Raw genomic sequence first — 22,471 nt, forward strand, 5'->3', positions numbered from 1 at the left:
AGTCGTGTGTATATAAATACACATGGAGCGCGATAGTCGCCAGATCGTCAAGCGGCTGCTCGCCGAGGGTTTTGTGCCTGTTTCGGTCAAGGGATCGCATCACAAGTTCCGCCGCGATGGTGTGACCGTGATCGTCCCTCATCCGAAGAAGGACCTGCCGCTTGGCACCGCGCGCAGCATTGCTCGAATGGCAGGTTGGCTATGAAATACTTCTACGCAGTGGTTCACAAGGACACTGACAGCGCATTTGGCGTTTCGTTTCCCGATCTTCCGGGCTGCTTTTCTGCCGCCGACGAAGTTGAGCAACTGATCCCCAATGCTTGCGAGGCACTCGAACTGTGGTTCGAAGACGAGCCTCAGGTTATTGAGCCGATCAGCCTTGAGCAGGTGCGGGAACGTGTCGCATCAGAATTGGCCGACGGTGCATTCCTGATTTCCGTGCCATTTATCAAGCGCACGGGGCGACAAGTGCGAGCCAACATTTCATTGGACCGCGGCATGCTCGATGCGATTGACCGTGCGGCAGCGGACCGCAACCTGACGCGCAGCGCCTTTCTGGCCGATGCGGCCCGCAACGAAATTGAACAGCGGCGCGCACCATGACCGTCCTCGTCATGAACGCCATGGCCGCGCCCCTGCTGGAAGGGCGTCTGCCCGACGGGATCGAGCCGCGCTTCTTTCGCAGTGCCGAAGAACTCTTCGCGCTCGCGCCGCAGGCAGAAATCGGCTGGTTCGATCTTTATCAGCCTGGCGGCATGGACAAGGCGATCCGGCTGGCGACGAAGCTGAAATGGCTCAATTCGGTCTATGCCGGGGTCGATTTCTTCCCACTTGATGTGCTGCGTGAACGGGGCGTGATCCTGACCAACGGCACCGGTATCAATGCCATCACCATCGCCGAATACGTGGTGATGGGCATGCTGACCGTGGCCAAGGGGTATCGCGAAGTTGTGCGCTCGCAAGACCGGCACGAATGGCTGCTGGATTCGCCGGGCAAAGTGGAACTCGCTGGCAGCCGCGCGCTGATCCTGGGCTATGGCGCAATCGGGCAGCGGGTGGAGCGGATGCTGCAAGGCTTTGAGGTCGACGTGGTCAAAGTCCGGCGTTCGGGCGGCGAAGGCACGCTTGGGCCGGATGAATGGCGCGCGCAGCTGGGCACGTTTGACTGGATCATCCTGGCCGTGCCCGCCACACCAGAAACCGAAGGCATGATCGGTGCTGCCGAGATTGCGGCCATGAAGCCCGGCTCAACGCTGATCAACGTGGCGCGCGGCAGTGTGGTTGATCAGGATGCGCTGATCGCAGGTTTGAAGGCCGGACGCCCCGGCCACGCCTTCCTTGATGTGGTGACGCCCGAACCCTTGCCGCCCGAACATCCGCTGTGGAGCGTGCCCAATGCGCATGTCACCAGCCATCTTTCGGGCCGTGCGCAGACCCGGATGTTCGAACGCTCGGTGAAGCGGTTTCTCGACAACATTCCGCGCTTTCGCAGCGGCGATCCGCTGCTGGCGCAAGTCGATCTGGTGCGCGGATATTGATCTGTCCTTGGACGGGCGGGGCAGAACATTGCTGAATTGTGTGCGAAAGGGTGTTTAGCCTCTTGAACCCGGCTCGCTTGGTGGCCTAGTCTCGGTTCCACGGGGTCGCATTGCAGCACTTCCGGCGTGAGTCATCGCAACAGGCACAACGTCGGGCGGTCTCCTGCCGGTGGGGACAAGGGGCAATGCAGAGCATTTTAAGGACACTATTACAGCGGCTTGCTGTGCTCCGGGTGATACCTCGCCCGGTTCTGCTGAGCTGTGCCCTGTGTCTGGCCATGGCGGGCATAGCGCTAGGCACCTCGTCGCTGTTTGGCCCTGCTTCTGTCAAAGCCGAGGCCGTTCCTGCACCGCTGCTGGGCCATAGCGGCGTGGCATCTTGCACCGGGTCCACCTGTCATGGGCGCAGCGTGGCCGATGGCGCGGTGGTGCGGCAGGATGAACTGTTGCGCTGGCAGGAGGAATCCTCACCCACCGGCGCGCACAGCCGCGCCTGGCGCGTGGTGCTCGAACCGCGCGGGCAGGCGATTCTGCGCCGCCTTGGCCTCGATGGTGCCGGGGCGCAGCGCGAATGCGCCGGGTGTCATGCCTCTCCCGGCGCAGCGCGGCTTGCCGATGGTGTGGATTGTGAAGCCTGCCATGGCGCATCGGGCAGCTGGCTCGCCACCCACTACACCGTTGGCGCAAGCCACCGTCGCAATGTGGCCCAAGGGATGACCGATCTGGTCAATCCGCAGGTAAAGGCGCAAGTCTGCCTCGATTGCCACTTCTCGGGCGACGCAAAAGGCCAGTTCATCGCGCACCGGATTATGGCAGCGGGCCATCCGCGCATTTCGTTCGAGCTGGACCTGTTCACCACCTTGCAGGCGCACCATGACGAGGACGCCGACTACGTTCAGCGCAAGGGCGGCAAGACCAACGCCATGCGCATGTGGGCGGTGGGGCAGGCTGAGGCGGTGAAGCGCAGCCTGCAACTGTTCAGCCAGCCCGCCCGCGCGGTGGACGGCATCTTCCCCGAATTCACCTTCTACGATTGCCATTCATGCCACCGCCGCATCTACGATGGCGAGGCAGGCGCGAGTGTTACGGCGGTGCCGAACCCTGGCCGCCCGCTGGACCTTGGCACGCCGCCTTATAATGACGAGAACATGATCATGCTGCTGGCTGCGGCAAAGGTCGTCGCGCCCGATGCCGCTGTGACATTCGATGCACGAGCCAAGGCCTTCCACCGCGCTATGCTGGTGGGCCGCGCAGAAACTGTGGCCGCCGCACAATCGCTGCGCCAATCGGCTGACGCCTTGTCCAGCCGCTTCGCCGGGGCCAGCTTCAGCCGTGAACAGACCTTTGCGATCATGGATTCCATCGCCAGCGATGCCATTGGCGAACGCTTCACCGACTATGAAGGCGCGGTGCAATCGGTGATGGCGGTGGATACGCTGCTCGGCGGCATGGTCAATCAGGGCATGGTTTCCGCCTCGGCGGCCAGTGGCCTGCGCATCCAGATCAATCAGGCCTATGCCGCCGTCCGCGATCCCAACGGGTTCCAGCCGATAGCGTTTCGCCGTGCGCTGGGCGGGGCTGTGCGCTCCATCAGGAGCCTGCGCTGATGCATTTGCCGCTGGCGCTCCGGCAGTCCACCGCTGCTGTCCTTTCGCTGGCGCTGATGCTGGCCGGATGCGGCGGCGGTGAATCCGGCTCAGGCGATACCTTCACGCCCACGCCCACGCCGACCGCCAGTTCGCGCTTCTTTGCTGATCCGGCGCAAGAAGCGCTGACGGCAACCGAAGTGCAGCAGATCATCGCGCAAGCGGTGGGTGAGGCACAGGCCCGCAGCAAGCCCGCGATCATCAGCGTGGTAGACCGGGTCGGCAATGTGCTCGCCGTGTTCCGCATGAACGGCGCACCCACACGGATGCTCACCAGCCGCCGCACCGCCACAGGCCGCATCGCCAACCCCGGCATCGATGCGCAAGGTCTCGAAGTCGATGCTACGATGGGCGCGATCAGCAAGGCAGTGACCGGCGCTTACCTGTCCTCCAGCGGGAATGCTTTCACCACCCGCACCGCCAGCATGATCGTGCAGGAGCATTTCCCGCCTGCGCCCAACACGCCGGGCCTGGAATCAGGGCCGCTGTTCGGTGTGCAGTTCAGCCAGTTGCCCTGTTCCGATCTCAATACGCGTTTCGTGGCCGGCAATGCGGGCTCAGGCGCGTTCATTGGTCCAAAGCGTTCGCCGCTGGGCCTTGCCGCTGATCCCGGCGGTCTGCCGCTCTACAAGAACGGTGTTGTCGTCGGAGGCATCGGGGTGATGGCCGATGGCGACTACGGCTATGATCCCAACGTCAACGACATCGACCAGGACGACGAGGAATACATCGCGCTAGCAGGCATTCAGGGCTTTGCCCCCGCAGCCGACATTCGCGGCGACCGCATCACCGCCGACGGCTCCACCTTGCGCTTTGCGGATGCCCAACCGTCAAAGCTGTCCGCGCTGCAAACAAACTTCGCCGCGATCAACAATGTGCGTGGCACACTCATCCCGGTGAACGGATATCATGACGGCAGCGCCGTTCTGGCGGGCACGGCCTATGGCACGGAACGCAGCGGCATTCGCCGGGTCAGCGCGTCCGAATTCGCACTCGCCGATGCCTATCTGCTCACCGATGGCGCTGGGAACCCGCGCTATCCGGTCAAAGCCGGGACCGATGGTGGCACCGTAGGCCAGCCGCTCACCGTCGCAGAAGCCCGCGCTGTGCTGGAAGAAGCCTTCACCGTAATGTCCCGCGCCCGCGCGCAGATCCGCCGCCCGCTCGATAGCCGCGCGCAAGTGACGATCACCGTGGTCGATACTTTCGGCGAAGTGCTGGGACAGGTGCGCAGCCCCGACGCGCCGATTTTCGGCATCGACGTGTCGCTGCAAAAGGCGCGTACGGCGGCGTTCTTTTCCAACCCACTGGCCGCGCAGCAATTGCTCGCCACACCCGGCGCGGAAAGCTTTGTTCAGCGCGTGCGCGATTTTCTGGGGGACCAGACCGCGCTGACCGGGGCCAAGGCCTTTGCCGATCGTTCGGGCGGCAACCTATCACGGCCCTACTTCCCCGATGGCGAACTGGGCCGCCCTCCCGGCCCGCTATCGCGCGCGATTGATGATTTCAGCCCCTTTGCCACCGGCCTGCAGATCGCGCTGGTGGCGGGCAATGTGGTGCAGCACGCAGGCTTTGTCCAAGGCGCGGGCAGCGATACGCCGCAAACCTGCTCCAGCGTGCCAGACACGCCCACCGGCAAAAAGCGCCTTGCCAACGGTATCCAGATTTTCCCCGGCTCGGTCCCCATCTATCGCGGCAACCGTCTGATCGGCGCGATTGGCGTGTCCGGTGATGGCATCGATCAGGACGACATGATCTCGTTCCTCGGCCTGCACAACGCCGGGGCCACGATCGGCGGAATCGGCAATGCGCCCAAGGACATGCGCGCCGATACCATCGTCGTCGCCATCGGCAGCGGCGTGCGCCTGCGCTACGTGAACTGTCCCTTCGCGCCGTTCCTCGATACGAGCGAACAGAACGTGTGCGAGGGCAAATGATGTTGCCGGTGCTTGCCCTGCTTGTGCCAGCACTTGGCATGATCCAGCCGGTCGATCAGCCGGTGCCGGACGAGCCTCAATCCGTTTCCGATGCGCAGAACCCGCCGGATGCCGCGCTGCCCGGCGGAGAAACCGACGCTGACGAAGCGCTGATCGATGGCCGCCGCCGCCCCGGCTATACCAAGCAGCTTCCCGAAAAGGTCGAGCAGGACAATCCCGGCGCGGTCAACGCGCCGCCGCCCGAAGCCTTCTACGACAAGTATGATGGCGAAGGGCCGATGGGCAATCTCGCGCTCGATGTTGCCCTGCCTGATCGCTGGCGCATCGTGTCGTCGCTCTGCCCGCAAAAGGACAGGACCACTGGCAAGCGCGACCAGTCGATCTACACCCTGTTTCCGCGCCTTGCTTCGGTCTGCCACTCCTCGCTCGATCCCTTTCACCACAGCCTGCTGAAAGGGGACCGTCCGCTGGCCAAGGGCAAGCGCCCCGGCTTCCTGAAAGGCGACGACTGGTTCCTGATTGCCGGTGCCGTGTCCGACACGATTGTCGAGCCGCGCAGTTTTCCGATCCCGGTCGGCAACCAGACCACCAGCGATCCCAATCAGATTGACGTGTTCGGGCGGAGCAACAGCCTTGTGCTGGCCCAAACCTTCATCGCCAGTGTGTCGCTTTTGAAGGGCATGACCGCGTTCAAACCGCCGACGATTGAATACCGCATCGCGATTGCGGGCAATATCAATCATGTGCAGGTGCCCGAACGCCGCGTGCTGTTCGTTGAACCGTCCAAGGGCACACGCCGCACCGATGGTTTTGTGGGCTTGCAGGAAGCCTTCGTCGATTACCACCTCGGCCAGTACGATACGAAGCGCTACGATTTCATCTCGATCCGTGCGGGCATTCAGCCGATGCAGTCGGACTTTCGAGGCTTCCTGTTCAACGACAACCAGTTGGGCATCCGCCTGTTCGGCAACCGTGACAATAACCGCTTCCAGTTCAATCTGGCGGCGTTCTGGCGGCTTGAGAAAGACACCAATTCGGGCCTGAACGACGTTACGCAGACCCCGCGCGATGATTTCGTGCTGATGGCCAATGTCTATCGGCAGGACTTCCCGGTCGTCGGCCTCACCAGCCAGCTTTCGGCCACATGGAACATCAACCGCGAACGTGGACAGGTCGCAGTGGACAAAAACGGCTTCCCGGTCCGCCCCGCTTTGCTGGGCGATCTGCGGGGGCGCAATTACGATGTAGTCTATCTAGGCTATGCCGCCGATGGCCGCATCGGGCGCATGAACGTAACAGCGCAATTCTATGGCGCGCTGGGGCATGACAGCAACAATTTCCTGACCAGCGGCCCCGCCAACATCCGCGCCTTCATGGCCGCTGCCGAACTCAGCTATGATATCGATTGGACGCGCATCCGCCTGTCCGGCCTCTATGCCAGCGGCGACAATGACCCTTACGATCAGGTCGAAGGCGGGTTTGATGCGATCTTCGAAAATCCGCAATTTGCGGGCGCTGATACCAGCTACTGGATCCGCCAGACCATCCCTTTTGCTGGCGGTGGCCGCGCGATTTCGATCAATGGCCGCAACGGAATCCTTAATTCGCTGCGCTCGTCAAAGGAACAGGGCCAGTCGAACTTTACCAATCCCGGCACCATGCTGGTGGGGCTAGGCACGGATTTCGACCTGACGCCCACGATGCGCGTTTCGACCAACGTCAACCACCTGTGGTTCGAAAACACGAAGGTGCTGCAAGTGCTGCGCAACGAAGGTTCGATCCCCAAGGAGATCGGCTGGGATGCCTCGGTCTCGGCCATCTGGCGGCCAAACGCCTCGCAGAATCTTGTGTTTCGCCTGTCGGGCGCGGTGCTTGAACCGGGGCGGGGCTTTGACAACCTGTTTGCACAACAGGGCAAGGCGAGCCGCTTCTACTCCATCCTCGCCAACGCGACACTGGCCTTCTGATGACCCAGCCCATGACCCTGACGCGCCGCATCCGCACTCTTCCACTGGCATGGCTGATGGCGTTGTTTGCCGCGCTGTTGGTGCCGAGCGCTCTGTTTGCTGCGGGTGAAGAACCGGCACAGAAAGTCACGCATACGCGCGCACCGGCTGCTCCGCGTGGCCAGCCGGGCGAAACGGCGCAGGAACAATGGGCATTCGTCGACAAGCAGAACGCAGGCTGCGTCAGTTGCCACACGCAAAGCGATCACCGCACAATGCACGCCAGCCCAGCCGTTGTGCTGACCTGTGCCGATTGCCACGGCGGCGACACCAAAGTGGTGGCGGACCGTTCGTGGAACACCAATTCGATGGAATATGTGGGCGCGATGAAGGCCGCTCATGTGCTGCCGAAGTATCCGGTGGCATGGGGCTGGCCTTCCTCGGCCAACCCGAAGCGCTCCTATGCGCTGCTGGCCAAGGAAAGCCCTGATTTCGTCCGCTTTGTGAACCCATCGGACTATCGCGTGGCGCGCGATGCCTGCGGGGCGTGCCACATGTCGATCATCGAGGCGTCCGAACGCTCGCTGATGTCCACCGGCGCGATGCTTTGGGGCGGGGCTGCCTACAACAACGGCATCGTACCGTTCAAAAACTACATGTTCGGCGAAAGCTTCACCCGCGCAGGGGAACCGGCACTGCTCAAGTCAGGCTCGAAGGAAATCGGCCCCGATGGCAAGCCGATGTGGGGCACGGTCACACCGCAGGAAAAGGCGCGCGGCGCGTTGCCGATCCTCTATCCGCTGCCGCGTTGGCACCAGATTCCGCCGGGTGACGTATTCCGCGTGTTCGAAGATGGCGGCCGCACGATCAACCCGCAGTTCCCTGAAATCGGCCTGCCCAACTCCACCGGCCTGATCCAGCGGCTGGACGAGCCGGGCCGACCCGACCTCAAGCAGTCCAACCGTGGCCCCGCCACCGGTCTGCGCGTCGCTATCCCGGTCCTGAACATCCACAAGACCCGCCTGAACGACCCGTTCCTGTTCCAGATGGGCACCAACGACCAGCCGGGAGATTATCGCTCATCGGGCTGCGCATCGTGCCACGTGATCTACGCGAATGACCGCGAACCGCGCCATTCGCTGAACTACGGCAAATGCGGGCGTGATGGGCAGACGGTCACCGCTGACCCCACGATCAACAGCTTGCGCGAAGGCCAGCACCGCAAGGGCGCTTATGGCACGTACGATGCCACGGCGCATGAAACGCACGACAAGGTGCGCGGCACTGTGCTCGGCGGGCAGGGCAATTATCTGGGCGGCGATAAGTCTGACGCGGAAGCCTCGGGCACGATGGCCGATGATTGCGCCCGCGCGATTTCAGCGCCAACGCAACTGGTTTATGCGCCTGCGAAGGGCATCGCGCCGCACGGCAGGATGGACGACGCCAAAATGGATCAGGCCTCGGCTCATGCTGCTGCCGGGCTGGACGAAAAGGGCCATGCGAAAAAGGCCGACAAGCACGGCGGCGCGCATGGCGATGACGCGCACGAACCCAACGGTCCTGCCGCCATGCAAGACCGTGAACGTGGCCACCCGCTGGTCCACGCCTTCACCCGCGCCATTCCCACCGCGCAGTGCATGAACTGCCACATGCACCAGCCGAACATCTTTCTGAACAGCTACCTCGGCTACACGATGTGGGACTATGAATCCGATGCGCCCAGCATGTGGCCGGGGCCGGAAAACCGCGCGCCCAAGCCTGCGCGCATGTCAGACGCCGAATATGAAAAGGCGTTCAAGAAGCAGTTCTATCCCACCAGCGATGAACAGCGCGAAGTGCTTGATCGCAACCCCGAAGGCGCAGCCACGCGCGGGCTGTGGCGCGATGTCGAATTTTTGCGCAACGTCTATGACGTCAACAGCCAGGCCAAGGACACCCAGTTCGCTGACTACCACGGCCACGGCTGGAACTTCCGCGCGATCCTGAAGCGCGACCGTCGCGGCAATCTGCTCGACGATGATGGCGACATGAGCACTTACGGCACCGACACGGCGCACATCATCGACCCGAATGACCCCGAGAAGTTCCGTAAAGGCGCCGAGGGCAAGTTCGTGGATGCTGGCCCTGACAATCCCGGCAGGACCGTCCACATGATGGACATCCACGCGCAGATCGGCATGCAGTGCGCCGATTGCCACTTCGCGCAGGACAGCCATGGCAATGGCCTGATCTATGGCGAGGTCGCCAATGCGGTGGAGATCGGTTGCAAGGATTGCCACGGCACGCCCGACGCCTACCCCACGCTGTTGACCTCGAACCTTGCTGCGCCCGAAAAGGGCAACAACCTCTCGCTGCTGCGCAACGCCGATGGCCAGCGCCGTTTCGAATGGTTCACTGAGGCCGACGGCAGGCGCGTGCTGATCCAGCGCTCGATCATCGATCCCAAGCTGTCGTGGCGCATGAGTCTGGTGAAGGACTCGGTCGACGCGCGCTTTGCCGGCAAAATGGACAGCACAGGCGCGCCGATCTTCAACCCGAAGGCCGCCCGTGCCAAGCTGATGGCCAAATCCGCATCAGACGATGGCGACTACAAGTTCGGCACCGGTATCCCCAAGGAAGCCCGCGCGCACCGTGACGATGACATGGCCTGCTTCACCTGCCACCTGTCGTGGACCACATCGTGCGCAGGCTGCCATCTGCCGATTGAAGCGAACTGGAAATCGGCCACGCACAAGTACGAGGAAGACTACACCCGCAACTACGCGACCTATAACCCGCAGGTCGCACGTGATGACATGTTCCAGCTGGGCAAGCATCAGCGCAACAAGTCCTCCGGCTCCGATCCGGTGCAGTTCGATGCAGCGGGCAACCCGGTCAGCGGCAAGGCCATCACTGCGCCGATCCGCTCCACTTCGGCGCTGATCCTGTCCTCGACGAACATCAACCGCGAACGCATCTATGTGCAGCAGCCGCCAATTTCCTCAATCGGTTACTCCAGCCAAGCCTTCGCGCCGCACTTCCCCCACACCGTGCGCAAGAACGAAACCAAGCAGTGCACCGACTGCCACGTTGCCCAAGACGAGGACAACAACGCGGTCATGGCGCAACTGCTGCTGCTTGGCACAAACTACGTGAACTTCGTCGGCATGAACGCGTGGTTCGGCCTTGCCGGTGGCTTCGAAGCCGTCCGCGTGACCGAGTGGGACGAACCACAGGCCGTAATCGGCTCCTATCTGCACCGCTATGCCTATCCCGATTACTGGAAGCAGCACGTCGAGAAGAACGATCGCGAGCTGAAGAATTGGACGCGCGGCAAACCGTTCGACAGCAAGCTGTCAGGCGAAACCACGGGCCAAGAACAGTTCGCCAACGTCGTTGAAGGCACCAAAGACGCCGTGCGCTGCCTGCAGATGCGCGGCGAATACATGTTCGTCGCTGAAGGCAAGGGTGGCTTCCGCGCCTATGACATTGCTGCGATTGGCGACAAGGGCTTCTCCGAACGCATCGTCACCGCGCCGTTCTCTTCGCTGGGCCACGATACACACGTAAAAACAAAGAACGCCACCTGCATGGCCTTGCCCACCAATCAGGCCATCGCCCCCACGCGCAACACGCCCGAACTGCGTGGCCTCAATCAGGAACAGCCGTTCTCGCCGGTCTACAGCTATGCCTTCGTCACCGATGCGGTCGAAGGGCTGATCGCGGTCAATGTCGATACGCTGGCCGATGGCGAATTCCGCAACAACTTCTTCACCCGCAGCTTTACTTTTAATCCCGACGGCGTGCTCACCAGCGCGCGGCACATCACGCTGGCAGGCGACTATGCCTACGTCGTCACCGACAATGCGCTGGTCACCGTCCACCTGACCAAGGCGTGGAGCGCGGATAAACCCTGCGAAATCAGCGCCAAGAAAGGCGGAGAGACCTGCCTCGATCCGCGCGTCACTTCGGTCGTGCAACTCACCGATCCTCGAGCCACCGCACTGCAATTCCGCTATCTGTGGGTAACGACCGCCAAGGGCCTCGAACTGCTGGACGTAACCAATCTGGCGCAGCCAAAGCCGGTGTCCGGTGCCGCAGTGCCGCTGACCGATGCCCGCCGCGTCTACCTTTCGCGCACTTATGCGTATGTCGCCGCCAAGAGGCAGGGCCTCGTAATCGTCGATATCACCGCACCCACGCGGCCCTTAATCAACACCAGCTACACTGCCGATGGAAAATTGACCGACGCTGAAGACGTAATCGTCGCCTCTACCAACGCCTCGCTGTTCGCCTATGTCGCCGATGGGCGAAACGGGGTGAAAGTGCTGCAATTGACCAGCCCGTCCAGCCAGCCAAACTTTTACGGCTTCTCTCCCGAACCCAAGCCCGAACTTATCGCATGGGCACGCACGCCCACACCAGCGCTGGCGCTGTCAAAGGGGTTGGACCGTGATCGCGGCGTGGATGAAACCGGTGGGCAGATGGCCGTGTTTGGCCGCCTCGGCTCGCGTCCGTTTACCCGGTCCGAGATGGAAGAGCTGTTCCTGAATGCCAAAGGCGAGGTGTTCCGCGTTTCCAATGCCGTGGACTTGGCCCAATGGGTTGGGGCAAAGGCTGCGCCGATTCTGGTCCGCAGTGATTGAACGCTGTTGCGACTGGATTTGCCCTAGCTCCGTTCGTGTCGAGCGAAGTCGAGACACAGCGCGCATGTGTTTCGACTTCGGGCCAAGCTCGAAGTTTACCCTGAGCATGTCGAAGGGCTCGACACGAACCGAATAATAATTGGGTGCCGCACGAAAGCCATCCGTCAGTCCCGCTCAATCCTCGTCCAGCAGCAAAATTTCAAACTCCACTTCCATCAGTGGCGCGGGCAGCAGTTCGTGGTCCACGCGCGTGATCGCCGCATCGGCCACCAATTGGCCGCGCACGCGGAATTCGTGATCGGGCAAAAGCGCCACAAAGCGCTCCCCATCGCTCACCGCGTCGCTTCCGGCAAAGCGCAGCACCATCGTGTGCCGAGCGCCTGAAAAGGTGATGCTGGCCCACGGTGTTTCGCTCTGGCTGACGACTTCGGCTAAAGGGCCGGCGATTTCCCGCACCGCCCGCATCAGCCGCTCTGCCGTAGCCAGACGGCGCGGTGGCAAGCTCGTGCCAACAACACATTTCGTTTCGAAGGCGGAATGGAAAGCTTTGGAAAGTTCAAGCAACATGGGTGATCTCCGCAAAAGTGTTCATGAAATGTTCCACGCGGGATACCATTGCGGAACGCGGCTCGCGGCCATTGCGCAAATCACCCACCAGGCGGGGATCGTGCGCGGCCAGTCGGCCAAACTTGGTCACGGGCATGCCCGTGCGTTCGAGGAATTTTTCAACTCTGCGCAGAAGCATCACGTCCCGATCCTCCATGGTGTGCCGTCATCCCGAAACGACTCGAAATAGGATTTTTCCTATCTTGATCTTCAAATCCTACAATGCTAGGAAAAGTCCTTCGAATATGGAGGAAGGCAATGGAGACCGAATCTGATGCCGGGGCACGTGATCGGCTCGTCGCACTCGCCGCAACGCGCGGGGTCAGCCTTGCTGCGCTGTCCGCGCTGATCGGTCGGAACACGACGTATCTGCAGCAGTTCGTCCGCAAGGGCAGCCCGCGCAAACTGGAAGAAAATGACCGGCGCACGCTGGCCGAATTCTTCGGCGTGGCCGAAAGCGAACTGGGCGCATCATCGCGCGGCGGCGTGATTGCGGTAGAGCTTGGGCGGCCACCGGTCATCACTCCGGTGCCGCGCTCGTTGACCGCCGAATGGGCTGATATCCCGCGCTTGCCGCTGGGCGCATCGGCGGGCCCCGGCGCTCATCCGGCAGAGGAAATTCCCTCTGGCCGCCTGCGCTTTTCCAACCGCTGGCTTAAAGGGCAGGGGCTGGAACCCGCGATGCTTTCAGTGATCGAGGTCGAGGGCGATTCGATGGAGCCGACGCTGCGCGATGGTGACGAGATCCTTGTTGACCGCACCCAGCGCCCGTTGCGCGCGGGCATTCATGTGATCCGGCTGGATGATGTGCTGTTGGTCAAACGGCTTGAATCCGGCCCCGGCGGCACCGTGCGCATCATTTCCGACAATGCGGCCTATCCGCGCCTTGAACGGCCCCTGCACGAAGTGGAATTGGTCGGCCGTGTCGTCTGGAAAGGTGGCCGCCTCTAATTCCTCCCCAGCATGGGGAGGGGGACCATCCCCCGCTCATCCTGAGCCTGTCGAAGCAAGGATGTCGGAGGGGCACAAGCCATTCCCAAGCCATCTTGCCAATCCGCCAACCACACGCCATTTCACACCCATGACCCAGCCTTCAGCCGAACCACCGTTCAAAGTCGCCATCATCCCCGTCACCCCGCTGCAGCAGAACTGCACGCTGGTGTGGTGCTCAAAGACGATGAAGGGGGCCTTCATCGATGCCGGTGGCGATCTCGACAAGCTGCGCAAGGCTATCGCAGTAACCGGCGTGACCATCGAAAAGCTGCTTGTCACCCACGGTCATATCGATCACTGCGGCAGCACCGGCATTTTCGCGCGAGAACTAGGCGTGCCTATTGAAGGCCCGCAGGAAGCTGACCGTTTCTGGATTTCCAGACTGGACGAAGATGGCCAACGCTGGGGCATAGCGGGAGAGGTGTTCGAACCATCGCGCTGGCTCGAAGATGGCGACAAGGTCACGGTCGGTGAAGTCGAACTAGACGTGATCCATTGCCCCGGCCACACGCCCGGCCACGTCGTGTTCCACCACGCACCTTCACAAGTCGCGATTGTGGGCGATGTCCTGTTTCAGGGCTCTATCGGTCGCACCGATTTCCCGATGGGCAATCATCAGGACCTGATCGATTCGATCACGCAAAAGCTTTGGCCGCTGGGCAACGATGTCACTTTCGTTCCGGGCCACGGCCCCAACAGCACGTTTGGGCGTGAACGCCAGACCAACAGCTATGTCAGCGACTACGCGCTAAGTTGAAGAAACTCCCCTTCCGCCTGCGGAAGAGTTACCCTAATACTCCCCTTCCGCCTGCGGGAGGGGTCGGGGGAGGGCATGTTGCGCAACCCACCCCTCACACACTTCAAACATCCAGCGCAATCGAAACGGCCCAAACCGCAAGGCCCAGTTGCGAAAGCATGGTCGTTAGCGTGCCCACGATGCGCAACGATCCCAGCGGCCCGCCGTCCATGCCCACGCCATGGGCCACGCGGCCCAGCATGTAGATTGCGGCCACTCCCATCAGCCAGACATTGCCAGTGCGCGCCAGTTCGATGGCGGCGATCAGCACCAGCATGATCGGCGTATTTTCGATGAAATTGGACTGCGCGCGCATGCGGGCGATCAGGTCCATATCGCCGCCGTCACCGATGCTGATCTTCTTTGCTGTGCGCAGCATGCCAATGCGGATCGACAGCCAGATGTTGATCACGGCAGCGGCGGCAGCGGCGCAAAGCGTAATGGGCAAAACGAACATGCTGATGAATACTCCCCCACGTGATGCCACCTATCGCGGGATCACTTGGGCGTGCTAGCGCGCCGCTGCTTGCAAAGCACCAGAAATTCCGTATAGGCGCGCCTTCGCCAGCGATTTGGCGAATCCCGTTTCTGTTGGCGACACGTCGCCGCGCATGGTTCCTGTTCCAACAGGGCTTGTGCGAAGGTCCGGTTTTCCCTATCGCGCCCGCAACAAAACTACGCAATTCTAAGAACAGGTGCCGAGATGGCCGTCCCCAAAAGAAAGACTTCGCCCTCACGCCGTGGCATGCGCCGCAGCCATGACGCCCTCAGCGTCGATGCATTCCATGAATGCTCGAACTGCGGTGAACTGAAGCGTCCGCACAATCTGTGCAACGCTTGCGGTCATTACAACGGTCGCGAAGTCATCGCTGTCGGGCTTTAAGCCTTAAAAGCGGGGGACTGAAGACATGAGCCTGCCGCGTATCGCCGTCGATGCGATGGGCGGAGATGAAGGCGTGCGTGTCATGGTCGAAGGTGCGGCAATAGCCCGCCGCCGTCATGACCGCTGCACATTCCTCCTCGTTGGCGATGAAGCCCGCATCGCTCAAGCACTTGATGCTCACCCGAACTTGCGCAGCGCGTCGGAAATCCTCCACGCGCCTGATGTTGTTTCGGGTGATGAAAAGCCAACGCAAGCCCTGCGCCGCGCCAAGACCACATCAATGGGCCTTGCCATCAATGCGGTAAAGCAAGGTCAGGCCGGAGCTGCGGTCAGTGCGGGCAACACCGGTGCGCTGATGGCCATGGCCAAGCTGGCGCTGCGCACGATGCCAGGCATTGATCGACCGGCGCTTTCGGCACTGCTTCCAACGCTGGGCGAACATGATCTGATCATGCTTGATCTTGGCGCAAACACCGATTGCGATGCTCGCAATCTGGTGCAGTTCGCGATCATGGGTGCGGCCTATGCGCGGATCGTCAATGGGCTGGAATCGCCGCGCGTGCGTCTGCTGAATATCGGCACCGAAGAGACCAAGGGCACCGATGTGCTGCGCGATGCTGCAAACCAGCTCAAGGAGTTGGCGGGCGATCTGGCGATGACCTTCGATGGCTTTACCGAGGCGGACAAGCTTTCACGCGGTGATTGCGATGTTGTGGTCACCGATGGCTTTTCCGGCAATATCGCGCTTAAATCGATGGAAGGTGCCGCGCGCTTCGTGGCGGATTTGCTGCGCCGCAGTTTCTCTTCGTCGCTGCGTTCAAAGTTCGGCTTCCTGATCTCGCGCCCGGCCACCGAACTGCTCAAGCATCATCTTGATCCCAACAACCACAACGGGGCCGTGTTCCTTGGCCTAAATGGCGTTGTGGTAAAAAGCCATGGCAGCGCCACCGCACTTGGCGTCGCCAATGCGGTCGCCGTGACCGCCAGGTTGCTGGAAGAAAATCTGACCGAACGTATCCAGGCCGATCTTGCCCGACTCGGCGCAGAGGCCATTCGTACCACTGGCCGCGGTCGCACTTCGACCATCACGGGCACAGTGACTGGCGAGGACGCAGCGTGAGTTTGCGGGCCATCATTCGCGGTAGTGGCTCAGCCCTGCCGCAGCGCTGTGTCACCAATGCGGAAATGACCACATTCGTCGACACAACTGACGAATGGATTGTGGAACGCACTGGTATCCGCCAGCGCTACATCGCGGGCGAGGGTGAGACAACATCTTCGCTGGCAACGCTTGCTGCACGGCGTGCGCTTGATGCTGCGGGCATAGATGCAGCACGCATCGATCTCATCGTGCTGGCCACCGCAACACCGGATCAGACCTTTCCGGCAACCGCCACGATTGTGCAGCACGAATTGGGCTGCAACGGCGGAATAGCTTTCGATGTTGCAGCGGTCTGCTCTGGCTTTCTCTACGCGCTGGCCACCGCAGATTCATTGATCCGCACCGGCATGGCCAAATGCGCGCTGGTCATCGGCGCGGAAACCTTCAGCCGCATTCTCGATTGGGAAGATCGCACCACCTGCGTTCTGTTCGGCGATGGCGCGGGCGCCATCGTGCTTGAAGCGCAGGACGTGGATGATGCCGATCCAGCGGCACCCGGCGTGCTGGCAACGCGGCTTCATGCCGATGGTGCGCACAACGAACTGCTCTTCGTGGACGGCGGACCATCAACCACCGGTACGGTCGGCAAGCTGCGCATGAAGGGCCGCGAAGTGTTTCGCCACGCCGTCACCAATCTTGCCAGCGTGCTGCGTGAAGTGCTTGAAGTATCCGGCCATTCTCCGGCTGAAATCGATTGGGTTGTGCCCCATCAGGCCAATTTCCGCATTCTCGATGCAACCGCACGCAAGCTTGATTTGCCGGCGGAAAAGGTCGTCGTCACGGTCGATCGTCATGCCAATACCAGCGCCGCCTCCGTGCCGCTGGCGTTTGATGTCGCCATCAAGGATGGGCGGATAAAGCCCGGTGATCTTGTGATGTTCGAAGCGATGGGCGGCGGATTTACATGGGGTGCCAGTCTGGTCCGCATGTGATTTGGCGGCTCCGATCCGCGATGCTGCCTTGTTTTGGCATGCAAAGCTGGCTGGATTGCGTTCCACGCAAATCGCGTTATTGTCTGGTTCTTTATAGGGGACCTTGGGGGGTTTGGAAGAATGCGTTCAGTTGGTACTTTGACACGTGCGGACCTTGCCGAAAGCATCAATCGCCGGGTTGGTTTGTCTCGTGCAGATTCGCTGGAAATGGTGGAGTCCATCCTTCAGCACATGTGCAGTGCTCTGGCTGAGGGTGAGAACGTGAAGATCTCCGGGTTCGGCACTTTCCTCCTGCGTGACAAAGCCGAACGTGTGGGCCGCAATCCCAAGACCGGCATTGAAGTGCCGATCACGCCACGCCGTGTCCTCAGCTTTCGCGCCAGCCAGATGCTTAAGGATCGCATCGGTCAGCAGGGCTGATGCTGGCGCTGAATCCGTATTGAAATGAGCGAGCCCGGTCCTTCCGACACTGCGATTATCGCCACTGTTGGCAAGGATCCGGGTGCCCTGCGCACGATTGGCGAAGTGGCCAAGGCCCTTGGCATTCGCCAACATGTCCTGCGCTATTGGGAAGAACAGTTCCCGTCGCTCCGCCCGCTAACCAGAGCGGGTGGGCGACGTTATTACCGCCCGGAAGACGTCGCGCTGATTACCGAGATTGATCGGCTGCTCCACCGCGAAGGTTACACGGTAAAAGGCGCGAAACAGGCCCTGCGCGGCGGCAAGCCAAAGCAGGCGGAAGCCGCGGCCCCGGCGCAACCGGTGGTAAAACATGAACCCGTCGATTCCGCCACGCCACTGATCGAATTCCTGCAAGGCATCCGCGACCGACTGGCCACTGCGCTGGAAGCCTGACCCTCAATCAATCAGTTGTGGCCCCAATGCCGGGTCGAGATCGCGTGGACGTTTGATCTCTACCAGCCGCGCGCAGGCCTCCGCTACGTCTGACCAGTTGTCTACATCCAGTTCCAGCACCGCAAAGGTCGCGGTCGGGAATTTCTCTTCCACCACAGCACGCAAGGGAGAGGAGCCGTCATCTGGCACCAGATCGAAGATCAGGTCCTCCAGCCCTGGATTGTGCCCTACCATCAATACGCTGGCAGGATCGCCCGAAAGCTCTTTCAGCAAGTCGATCAGCGTGGCGGAACTGGCGAGATATATCCGCCGGTCCCATTCCACCTTGAACGTGCATTTCCAGGCCTTGCTGGCTTCTTCCACGGTTTCGGCCGCGCGAACGGCGGGGCTGGCAATCATCCGGTCAAACGTGCGGCCAGTGTTCTTGATGTAAGCACCCATGGCCTGCGCCCCGCGCTGTCCGCGCGCGTTGAGCGGACGATCAAAATCGCGCGCGCGGGCATCGCTCCAGTCTGATTTGGCGTGGCGGAACAGGGCCAGTGTTTTCACGAAATCCCCTCTGGCCGCACATCTGCGGTTTCATCTCCAGAAACACGGCTGCCCACACTTTGTAAAGCCACATCAAGCGTTACGCGCCGGATCGGTGTGCCCGCCGGAAAGGCTGATAGCAACCGCGAAGGGAACGCTGAAGAAAGCACCACAAAATGCCCCTTGTCCGTGCCTGAACGGATCAGGCGCCCAAAGGCCTGCGCCAGCCGTGCGCGAATGATTCTATCGTCATAGGCCGAACCACCGCTGGCCATGCGCCGCGCGCGGTGCAGGATCGAAGGCTTGGGCCAGGGCACTTGTTCCATCACCACCAGCCGCAGCGAATCCCCCGGTACATCCACCCCATCGCGCAAGGCATCAGTGCCGAGCAGTGATGCGCGTGGATCATCGCGGAAGATATCGACCAGCGTGCCCGTATCGATCGGATCGACATGCTGCGCAAACAGCGGCAATCCGCCACGCGCCAGCCTGTCGGCAATCCGGCCATAGACCGCGCGCAACCGGCGGATCGCGGTGAACAACCCCAATGCCCCACCGCCAGCCGCCTCGATCAGGCGCCCATAGGCCGCCGCCAGTGCCGGAATATCGCCCTTGGGCACATCGGTCACGATCAGCACTTCGGCCTGCGCGGCATAATCAAACGGACTGTCGGCGCTGAACAGGCGCGGGTTTATGTCCAGATGCGGCGCGCCACTGCGGTCCACCGCGCTTTGCCAGTCATCGCCATCGCGCAATGTGGCCGAAGTCATCATCACCCCGTGCGAAGGCGCCAGAACACTGTTTGCAAAAGGTTTCATCGGATCAAGGTAATGCCGGTGCAGCCCCACATCCCATTCGCGCCCGTCTGATCGTTCGACCGCAATCCAATCCACAAAATCAGGATCACCCGGTCCGCCAAGCCGCGCCAGCAGCGCAATCCACCCCGCAATCAGATCACTGCGCCAGCCGATAGCCCCCCGCGCTCCCTCTATCCGCGCGCGCGCCGGGCCATCGAGCCAGTCCGGCCCATCCTCAATCAGGGCTTCCAGCCGCAGCCCCAGCCGCACCAGCGGCTTGCGCAAGGCCTCAAGCGCTTCCTGCGCGCGCCCGGAAACTTCGATAAACGCGCCATCCAGTTGCGCAATCTCGGTTTCCAGCCCGTAGCCCGCCTCCTGCCCGCCGCTTTCATCGCGGGCATAGGCCAGTGCGCGCGCGGCGCTGAGCAGTTCTTCGATCGCGCCGGTTGGCGTGCCTTCCACCACGCGCGCCAGCCAGCCTTCGGATGGCAGCGCATCAGCCGCCTCGCGCGCCTGCGCAATCGCGCGCTCACCTTCTTCATCATAGCTCGCCACATCGGCCAGCCGCGCTGAAAGCCCACGCCGCCGTCCGCGCGATTTGCCTTCAGGCCCGATCACCCAGCGCCGCAGTTCAATCGTCTCAGCCCCGGTTAACGCCGCCGAAAAGGTCGAATCCGCTGCATCGAAAACGTGATGCCCTTCGTCGAACACGATCCGCGTCGGCCTTTGTGCCGCATCACGACCGCGCGCAGCATTGACCATAACCAGTGCGTGATTGGCAATCACCAGTTCGGCATCAGCAGAGGCCCGCGCTGCGCGCTCGATGAAGCACTTCCGGTAATGCGGGCACCCGGCATAGACGCATTCGCCGCGCTGGTCGGTCAGCGCTGCGATCCCGCGCTTGCGAAACAGCGTGCCTAGCCATCCCGGCAAATCGCCGCCGATCATATCGCCGTCCTGGCTGAACGCCGCCCAGCGCGCCACCAGTTGCGCCAGCACCGCCGCCCGTCCGGCAAACCCGCCTTGCAGCGCGTCCTCAAGGTTCAGCAGGCACAAGTAATTTTCACGCCCCTTGCGCACCACCACTGGCGGCTTGCCATTGCGCTCCGCGGGAAAGGCACGGCGGCTTTCGCGCCGCAATTGCCGTTGCAGCGCCTTGGTATAGGTCGAAACCCACACCGTGCCGCCCGATTGCTCGGCCCACAGCGATGCGGGCGACAGGTAGCCGAAGGTCTTGCCAGTACCTGTCCCGGCCTGCGCCAGCACCACGTGCGGCTGGCCTTGATCCCTGCGCGGCGCAAACATCCGCCCCGCCTCACGCGCATAGGCCTGCTGCGCCGGTCGGCTTTCTGCGCCTTCGCCGGTCAATTCGGCAAGGCGTTTGATTACGGCCTCTTCACCCAGCGCCAACTGCGCGGGCTGCGGGCGTTCGGCGCTTTCCTCCCACTCGGGCAGGCGAGCAAACAGCCAGCGTTCGGCCTTTTCCGGCTTGCGGATGCGCGGGGTCAGCAGCGTGGCCCAGGGCCAGCGCATCCGCACCAACGATTGCAGCGCGGTCCACGCGCCCTCACGCTCGGCCCAATCATCACGCTCGCACACTGCCACAAGCGCGTGCGCAGCCTGTTGCAACAGCAGCGGCACAGCATCGTCGCTGACCGGTTCGGGCAGGTTCAGCGTATGCGCCAGCCCCTTGGCCGTGGGCACCACAAAGCGGGCCGGGTGGATGAAGGCAAACAGTTCCAGCAGGTCCAGCCCGGACAGGTCGGGATAGCCCAGACGGCTGGCCACCAGCGGTGCGTTCAGCATCAGCAGCGGCGTGTCAGCGGCGGCGACAATGGCGTCGCCCTTGCTCACCCCGCGCGTCGAAAATCCGTCGCGTAACCAGCATCCGCCATGGCTTGCGTGAATCGCCGGCAGCGACAGGGCCGGATGGGCAGGGGCGGAGATTTCAGTCACTCCGCTGCGTTAGAACAGGAATGGAACACGCGGCAAGCCAGAACCGCCCTTCGGAAAAAATCTGCCGGAAAGTGAAAAGCGCCCCTTAAACGCTGCCAGACAGTGCCGTCCTGCCATTCGGGAAACTCATACCGGTGCGATTGAACCCGCATCGGCCCATAGTGGAGAATGGGAAATGGCAGTTATCAACACGAATATCAGCGCAATCCGCGCTACGAATGCTTCGAACTCTGCAAGCCGAATGCTCGGCACGGCCATGGAACGCCTGTCGACCGGCAAGCGTATCAACGGCGCCAAAGACGACGCCGCAGGCCTTGCGATCACCACGACCATGACCTCGCAGATCAAGGGCATGGGGCAGGGCGTGCGCAACGCTAACGATGGCATCAGTCTTGCACAAACCGCTGACGGCGCTTTGAACGAAGTCACTGCGATGCTGCAGCGCATCCGCGAACTGGCCGTCCAGTCCGCCTCGGGCACCTATCAGGATGCCACAGACCGCGTCTATCTGCAGACTGAAGTTGATCAGCTGACCGAACAGCTCGATCAAGTCATCACCAACAGCAATTTCAATGGTGTGCAGCTCTTCGATGGCACGACGACCTCGATTACCATTCAGGCTGGCTTTGAATCGACCGACACCGTCGTGCTCGATATTGCCGATCTGACCACGCTGGCCGCCTCGGGCGGTGCAGCCGGATCGTACGACATCTCGACCGCGACCGCCGCCAACACGCTGCTCGGCACGCTCGATACGGAACTTGATGAGATCTCCGAGGCGCGTTCGCTGCTCGGTGCAGGCCAGAACCGGCTGGAATCCGTCGTGAACAACCTGAACGATAACATCACCAACCTGTCGGACGCCCGCTCGCGCATCGTCGATACCGATTACTCGGCAGAAACCACCGCGATGGCCAAGGCCCAGATCCTGAGCCAGGCCTCAACCGCGATGATCGCGCAGGCCAACCAGGCCCAGCAGAACGTGCTCTCGCTGCTCAAGTAAGCGCGCCCTGATTGCGGCTCCCTAATCTCGCTCCCCTCCTGTAAGGGAGGGGCCGGGGGAGGGTGTACCGCGTCTGCGATCCAAGCCAGTTTCTCGCTTTCGGGGTTCGCCTCGCCTCGAAAGCACCTCCACGGGAGGGCGGGTCTGCGTTTGTGCGCGGAGCCCGCCCTTTCGTCGTTTTCCTACAGGGTGCCGCTTGTGATAAGCAGCGAAATGCGCTGCTTTTCAACTACCGCCCCCCGCTTCCTCGTCACCCCGGGCTCGACCC

The 22,471-nt window shown here is 62.0% G+C and carries 20 protein-coding genes; 15 read left to right on the plus strand and 5 right to left on the minus strand.

Translation table 11 applies throughout. The features are described from left to right. Positions 1-22: 22 nt before the first annotated feature. From AC2A1F_RS04355 to AC2A1F_RS04385, 7 genes are all read left to right on the plus strand, one after another. Positions 23-205: a type II toxin-antitoxin system HicA family toxin gene (locus AC2A1F_RS04355; RefSeq protein ID WP_168852991.1), complete on the plus strand. Its 183-nt coding sequence runs from the start codon at positions 23-25 to the stop codon at positions 203-205. Next, a complete protein-coding gene (locus tag AC2A1F_RS04360; RefSeq protein WP_484207525.1) occupies positions 202-603 on the plus strand; it encodes a type II toxin-antitoxin system HicB family antitoxin in 402 nt (133 codons plus the stop codon). The genes AC2A1F_RS04355 and AC2A1F_RS04360 overlap by 4 nt, the downstream gene beginning before the upstream one ends. Further along, positions 600-1,538: a D-2-hydroxyacid dehydrogenase gene (locus AC2A1F_RS04365; RefSeq protein ID WP_484207526.1), complete on the plus strand. Its 939-nt coding sequence runs from the start codon at positions 600-602 to the stop codon at positions 1,536-1,538. Before AC2A1F_RS04360 ends, AC2A1F_RS04365 begins: the two co-directional genes overlap by 4 nt. 278 nt (positions 1,539-1,816) lie before the next feature. Then, entirely contained in the window at positions 1,817-3,145 is a 1,329-nt protein-coding gene (locus AC2A1F_RS04370; RefSeq protein ID WP_484208167.1) for a multiheme c-type cytochrome, read from the plus strand. Continuing rightward, a complete protein-coding gene (locus tag AC2A1F_RS04375; protein WP_484207527.1) occupies positions 3,145-5,121 on the plus strand; it encodes a heme-binding protein in 1,977 nt (658 codons plus the stop codon). The genes AC2A1F_RS04370 and AC2A1F_RS04375 overlap by 1 nt, the downstream gene beginning before the upstream one ends. Before the next feature lie 38 nt (positions 5,122-5,159). Continuing rightward, complete coding sequence (locus AC2A1F_RS04380; protein WP_484207528.1) at positions 5,160-7,088, plus strand: hypothetical protein; 1,929 nt, start codon at positions 5,160-5,162, stop codon at positions 7,086-7,088. Between the two features lie 11 nt (positions 7,089-7,099). Further along, positions 7,100-11,692 (plus strand): LVIVD repeat-containing protein, encoded by a 4,593-nt coding sequence (locus AC2A1F_RS04385; protein WP_484207529.1) that lies wholly within the window; start codon positions 7,100-7,102, stop codon positions 11,690-11,692. 174 nt (positions 11,693-11,866) lie between these two features. On the opposite strand, the gene AC2A1F_RS04390 is transcribed toward AC2A1F_RS04385, so the two are convergent. Together AC2A1F_RS04390 and AC2A1F_RS04395 are read right to left on the minus strand one after the other, a co-directional pair. After that, positions 11,867-12,259, minus strand: coding sequence for a hypothetical protein (locus AC2A1F_RS04390; RefSeq protein WP_484207530.1), 393 nt, complete (start codon positions 12,257-12,259; stop codon positions 11,867-11,869). Beyond that, positions 12,249-12,437 (minus strand): hypothetical protein, encoded by a 189-nt coding sequence (locus AC2A1F_RS04395; RefSeq protein ID WP_484207531.1) that lies wholly within the window; start codon positions 12,435-12,437, stop codon positions 12,249-12,251. Before AC2A1F_RS04395 ends, AC2A1F_RS04390 begins: the two co-directional genes overlap by 11 nt. 119 nt (positions 12,438-12,556) lie before the next feature. Here AC2A1F_RS04395 and AC2A1F_RS04400 point away from each other — a divergent pair, with 119 nt between their 5' ends. Together AC2A1F_RS04400 and AC2A1F_RS04405 are read left to right on the plus strand one after the other, a co-directional pair. Next, complete coding sequence (locus AC2A1F_RS04400) at positions 12,557-13,249, plus strand: S24 family peptidase (protein ID WP_484207532.1); 693 nt, start codon at positions 12,557-12,559, stop codon at positions 13,247-13,249. A 130-nt stretch (positions 13,250-13,379) separates the two neighbouring features. Beyond that, positions 13,380-14,048 carry an MBL fold metallo-hydrolase gene (locus tag AC2A1F_RS04405; protein ID WP_484207533.1) on the plus strand — a complete coding sequence of 223 codons (669 nt, stop codon included), beginning with the start codon at positions 13,380-13,382 and terminating at the stop codon, positions 14,046-14,048. A gap of 103 nt (positions 14,049-14,151) precedes the next feature. On the opposite strand, the gene AC2A1F_RS04410 is transcribed toward AC2A1F_RS04405, so the two are convergent. Then, positions 14,152-14,544 carry an MAPEG family protein gene (locus AC2A1F_RS04410; protein ID WP_484207534.1) on the minus strand — a complete coding sequence of 131 codons (393 nt, stop codon included), beginning with the start codon at positions 14,542-14,544 and terminating at the stop codon, positions 14,152-14,154. A gap of 246 nt (positions 14,545-14,790) precedes the next feature. Here AC2A1F_RS04410 and rpmF point away from each other — a divergent pair, with 246 nt between their 5' ends. The 5 genes from rpmF (at position 14,791) to AC2A1F_RS04435 (ending at position 17,919) form a co-directional block, all read left to right on the plus strand. Beyond that, entirely contained in the window at positions 14,791-14,970 is a 180-nt protein-coding gene (rpmF, locus tag AC2A1F_RS04415; protein ID WP_054106339.1) for a 50S ribosomal protein L32, read from the plus strand. 25 nt (positions 14,971-14,995) lie between these two features. Then, positions 14,996-16,090, plus strand: a complete 1,095-nt coding sequence (gene plsX / locus AC2A1F_RS04420) for a phosphate acyltransferase PlsX (RefSeq protein ID WP_484207535.1) — start codon at positions 14,996-14,998, stop codon at positions 16,088-16,090. Continuing rightward, positions 16,087-17,064: a beta-ketoacyl-ACP synthase III gene (locus AC2A1F_RS04425; protein ID WP_484207536.1), complete on the plus strand. Its 978-nt coding sequence runs from the start codon at positions 16,087-16,089 to the stop codon at positions 17,062-17,064. Before plsX ends, AC2A1F_RS04425 begins: the two co-directional genes overlap by 4 nt. A 120-nt stretch (positions 17,065-17,184) precedes the next feature. Beyond that, the gene (locus AC2A1F_RS04430; protein WP_484207537.1) at positions 17,185-17,484 is read left to right on the plus strand and encodes an integration host factor subunit alpha; all 300 of its coding nucleotides are present in this window, start codon (positions 17,185-17,187) and stop codon (positions 17,482-17,484) included. A 24-nt stretch (positions 17,485-17,508) separates the two neighbouring features. Then, positions 17,509-17,919, plus strand: a complete 411-nt coding sequence (locus AC2A1F_RS04435; RefSeq protein ID WP_484207538.1) for a MerR family transcriptional regulator — start codon at positions 17,509-17,511, stop codon at positions 17,917-17,919. 3 nt (positions 17,920-17,922) lie between these two features. Here AC2A1F_RS04435 and AC2A1F_RS04440 read toward each other — a convergent pair whose 3' ends face one another. Both AC2A1F_RS04440 and AC2A1F_RS04445 read right to left on the minus strand, forming a co-directional pair. Then, the gene (locus AC2A1F_RS04440) at positions 17,923-18,468 is read right to left on the minus strand and encodes a SixA phosphatase family protein (protein ID WP_484207539.1); all 546 of its coding nucleotides are present in this window, start codon (positions 18,466-18,468) and stop codon (positions 17,923-17,925) included. After that, positions 18,465-21,191 carry an ATP-dependent DNA helicase gene (locus tag AC2A1F_RS04445; RefSeq protein WP_484208168.1) on the minus strand — a complete coding sequence of 909 codons (2,727 nt, stop codon included), beginning with the start codon at positions 21,189-21,191 and terminating at the stop codon, positions 18,465-18,467. The genes AC2A1F_RS04440 and AC2A1F_RS04445 overlap by 4 nt, the downstream gene beginning before the upstream one ends. A 184-nt stretch (positions 21,192-21,375) precedes the next feature. Here AC2A1F_RS04445 and AC2A1F_RS04450 point away from each other — a divergent pair, with 184 nt between their 5' ends. Further along, a complete protein-coding gene (locus AC2A1F_RS04450; RefSeq protein ID WP_484207540.1) occupies positions 21,376-22,203 on the plus strand; it encodes a flagellin N-terminal helical domain-containing protein in 828 nt (275 codons plus the stop codon). Positions 22,204-22,471: the final 268 nt, after the last annotated feature.

The organism is Novosphingobium sp. HNCC26BN242 (assembly GCF_057180525.1).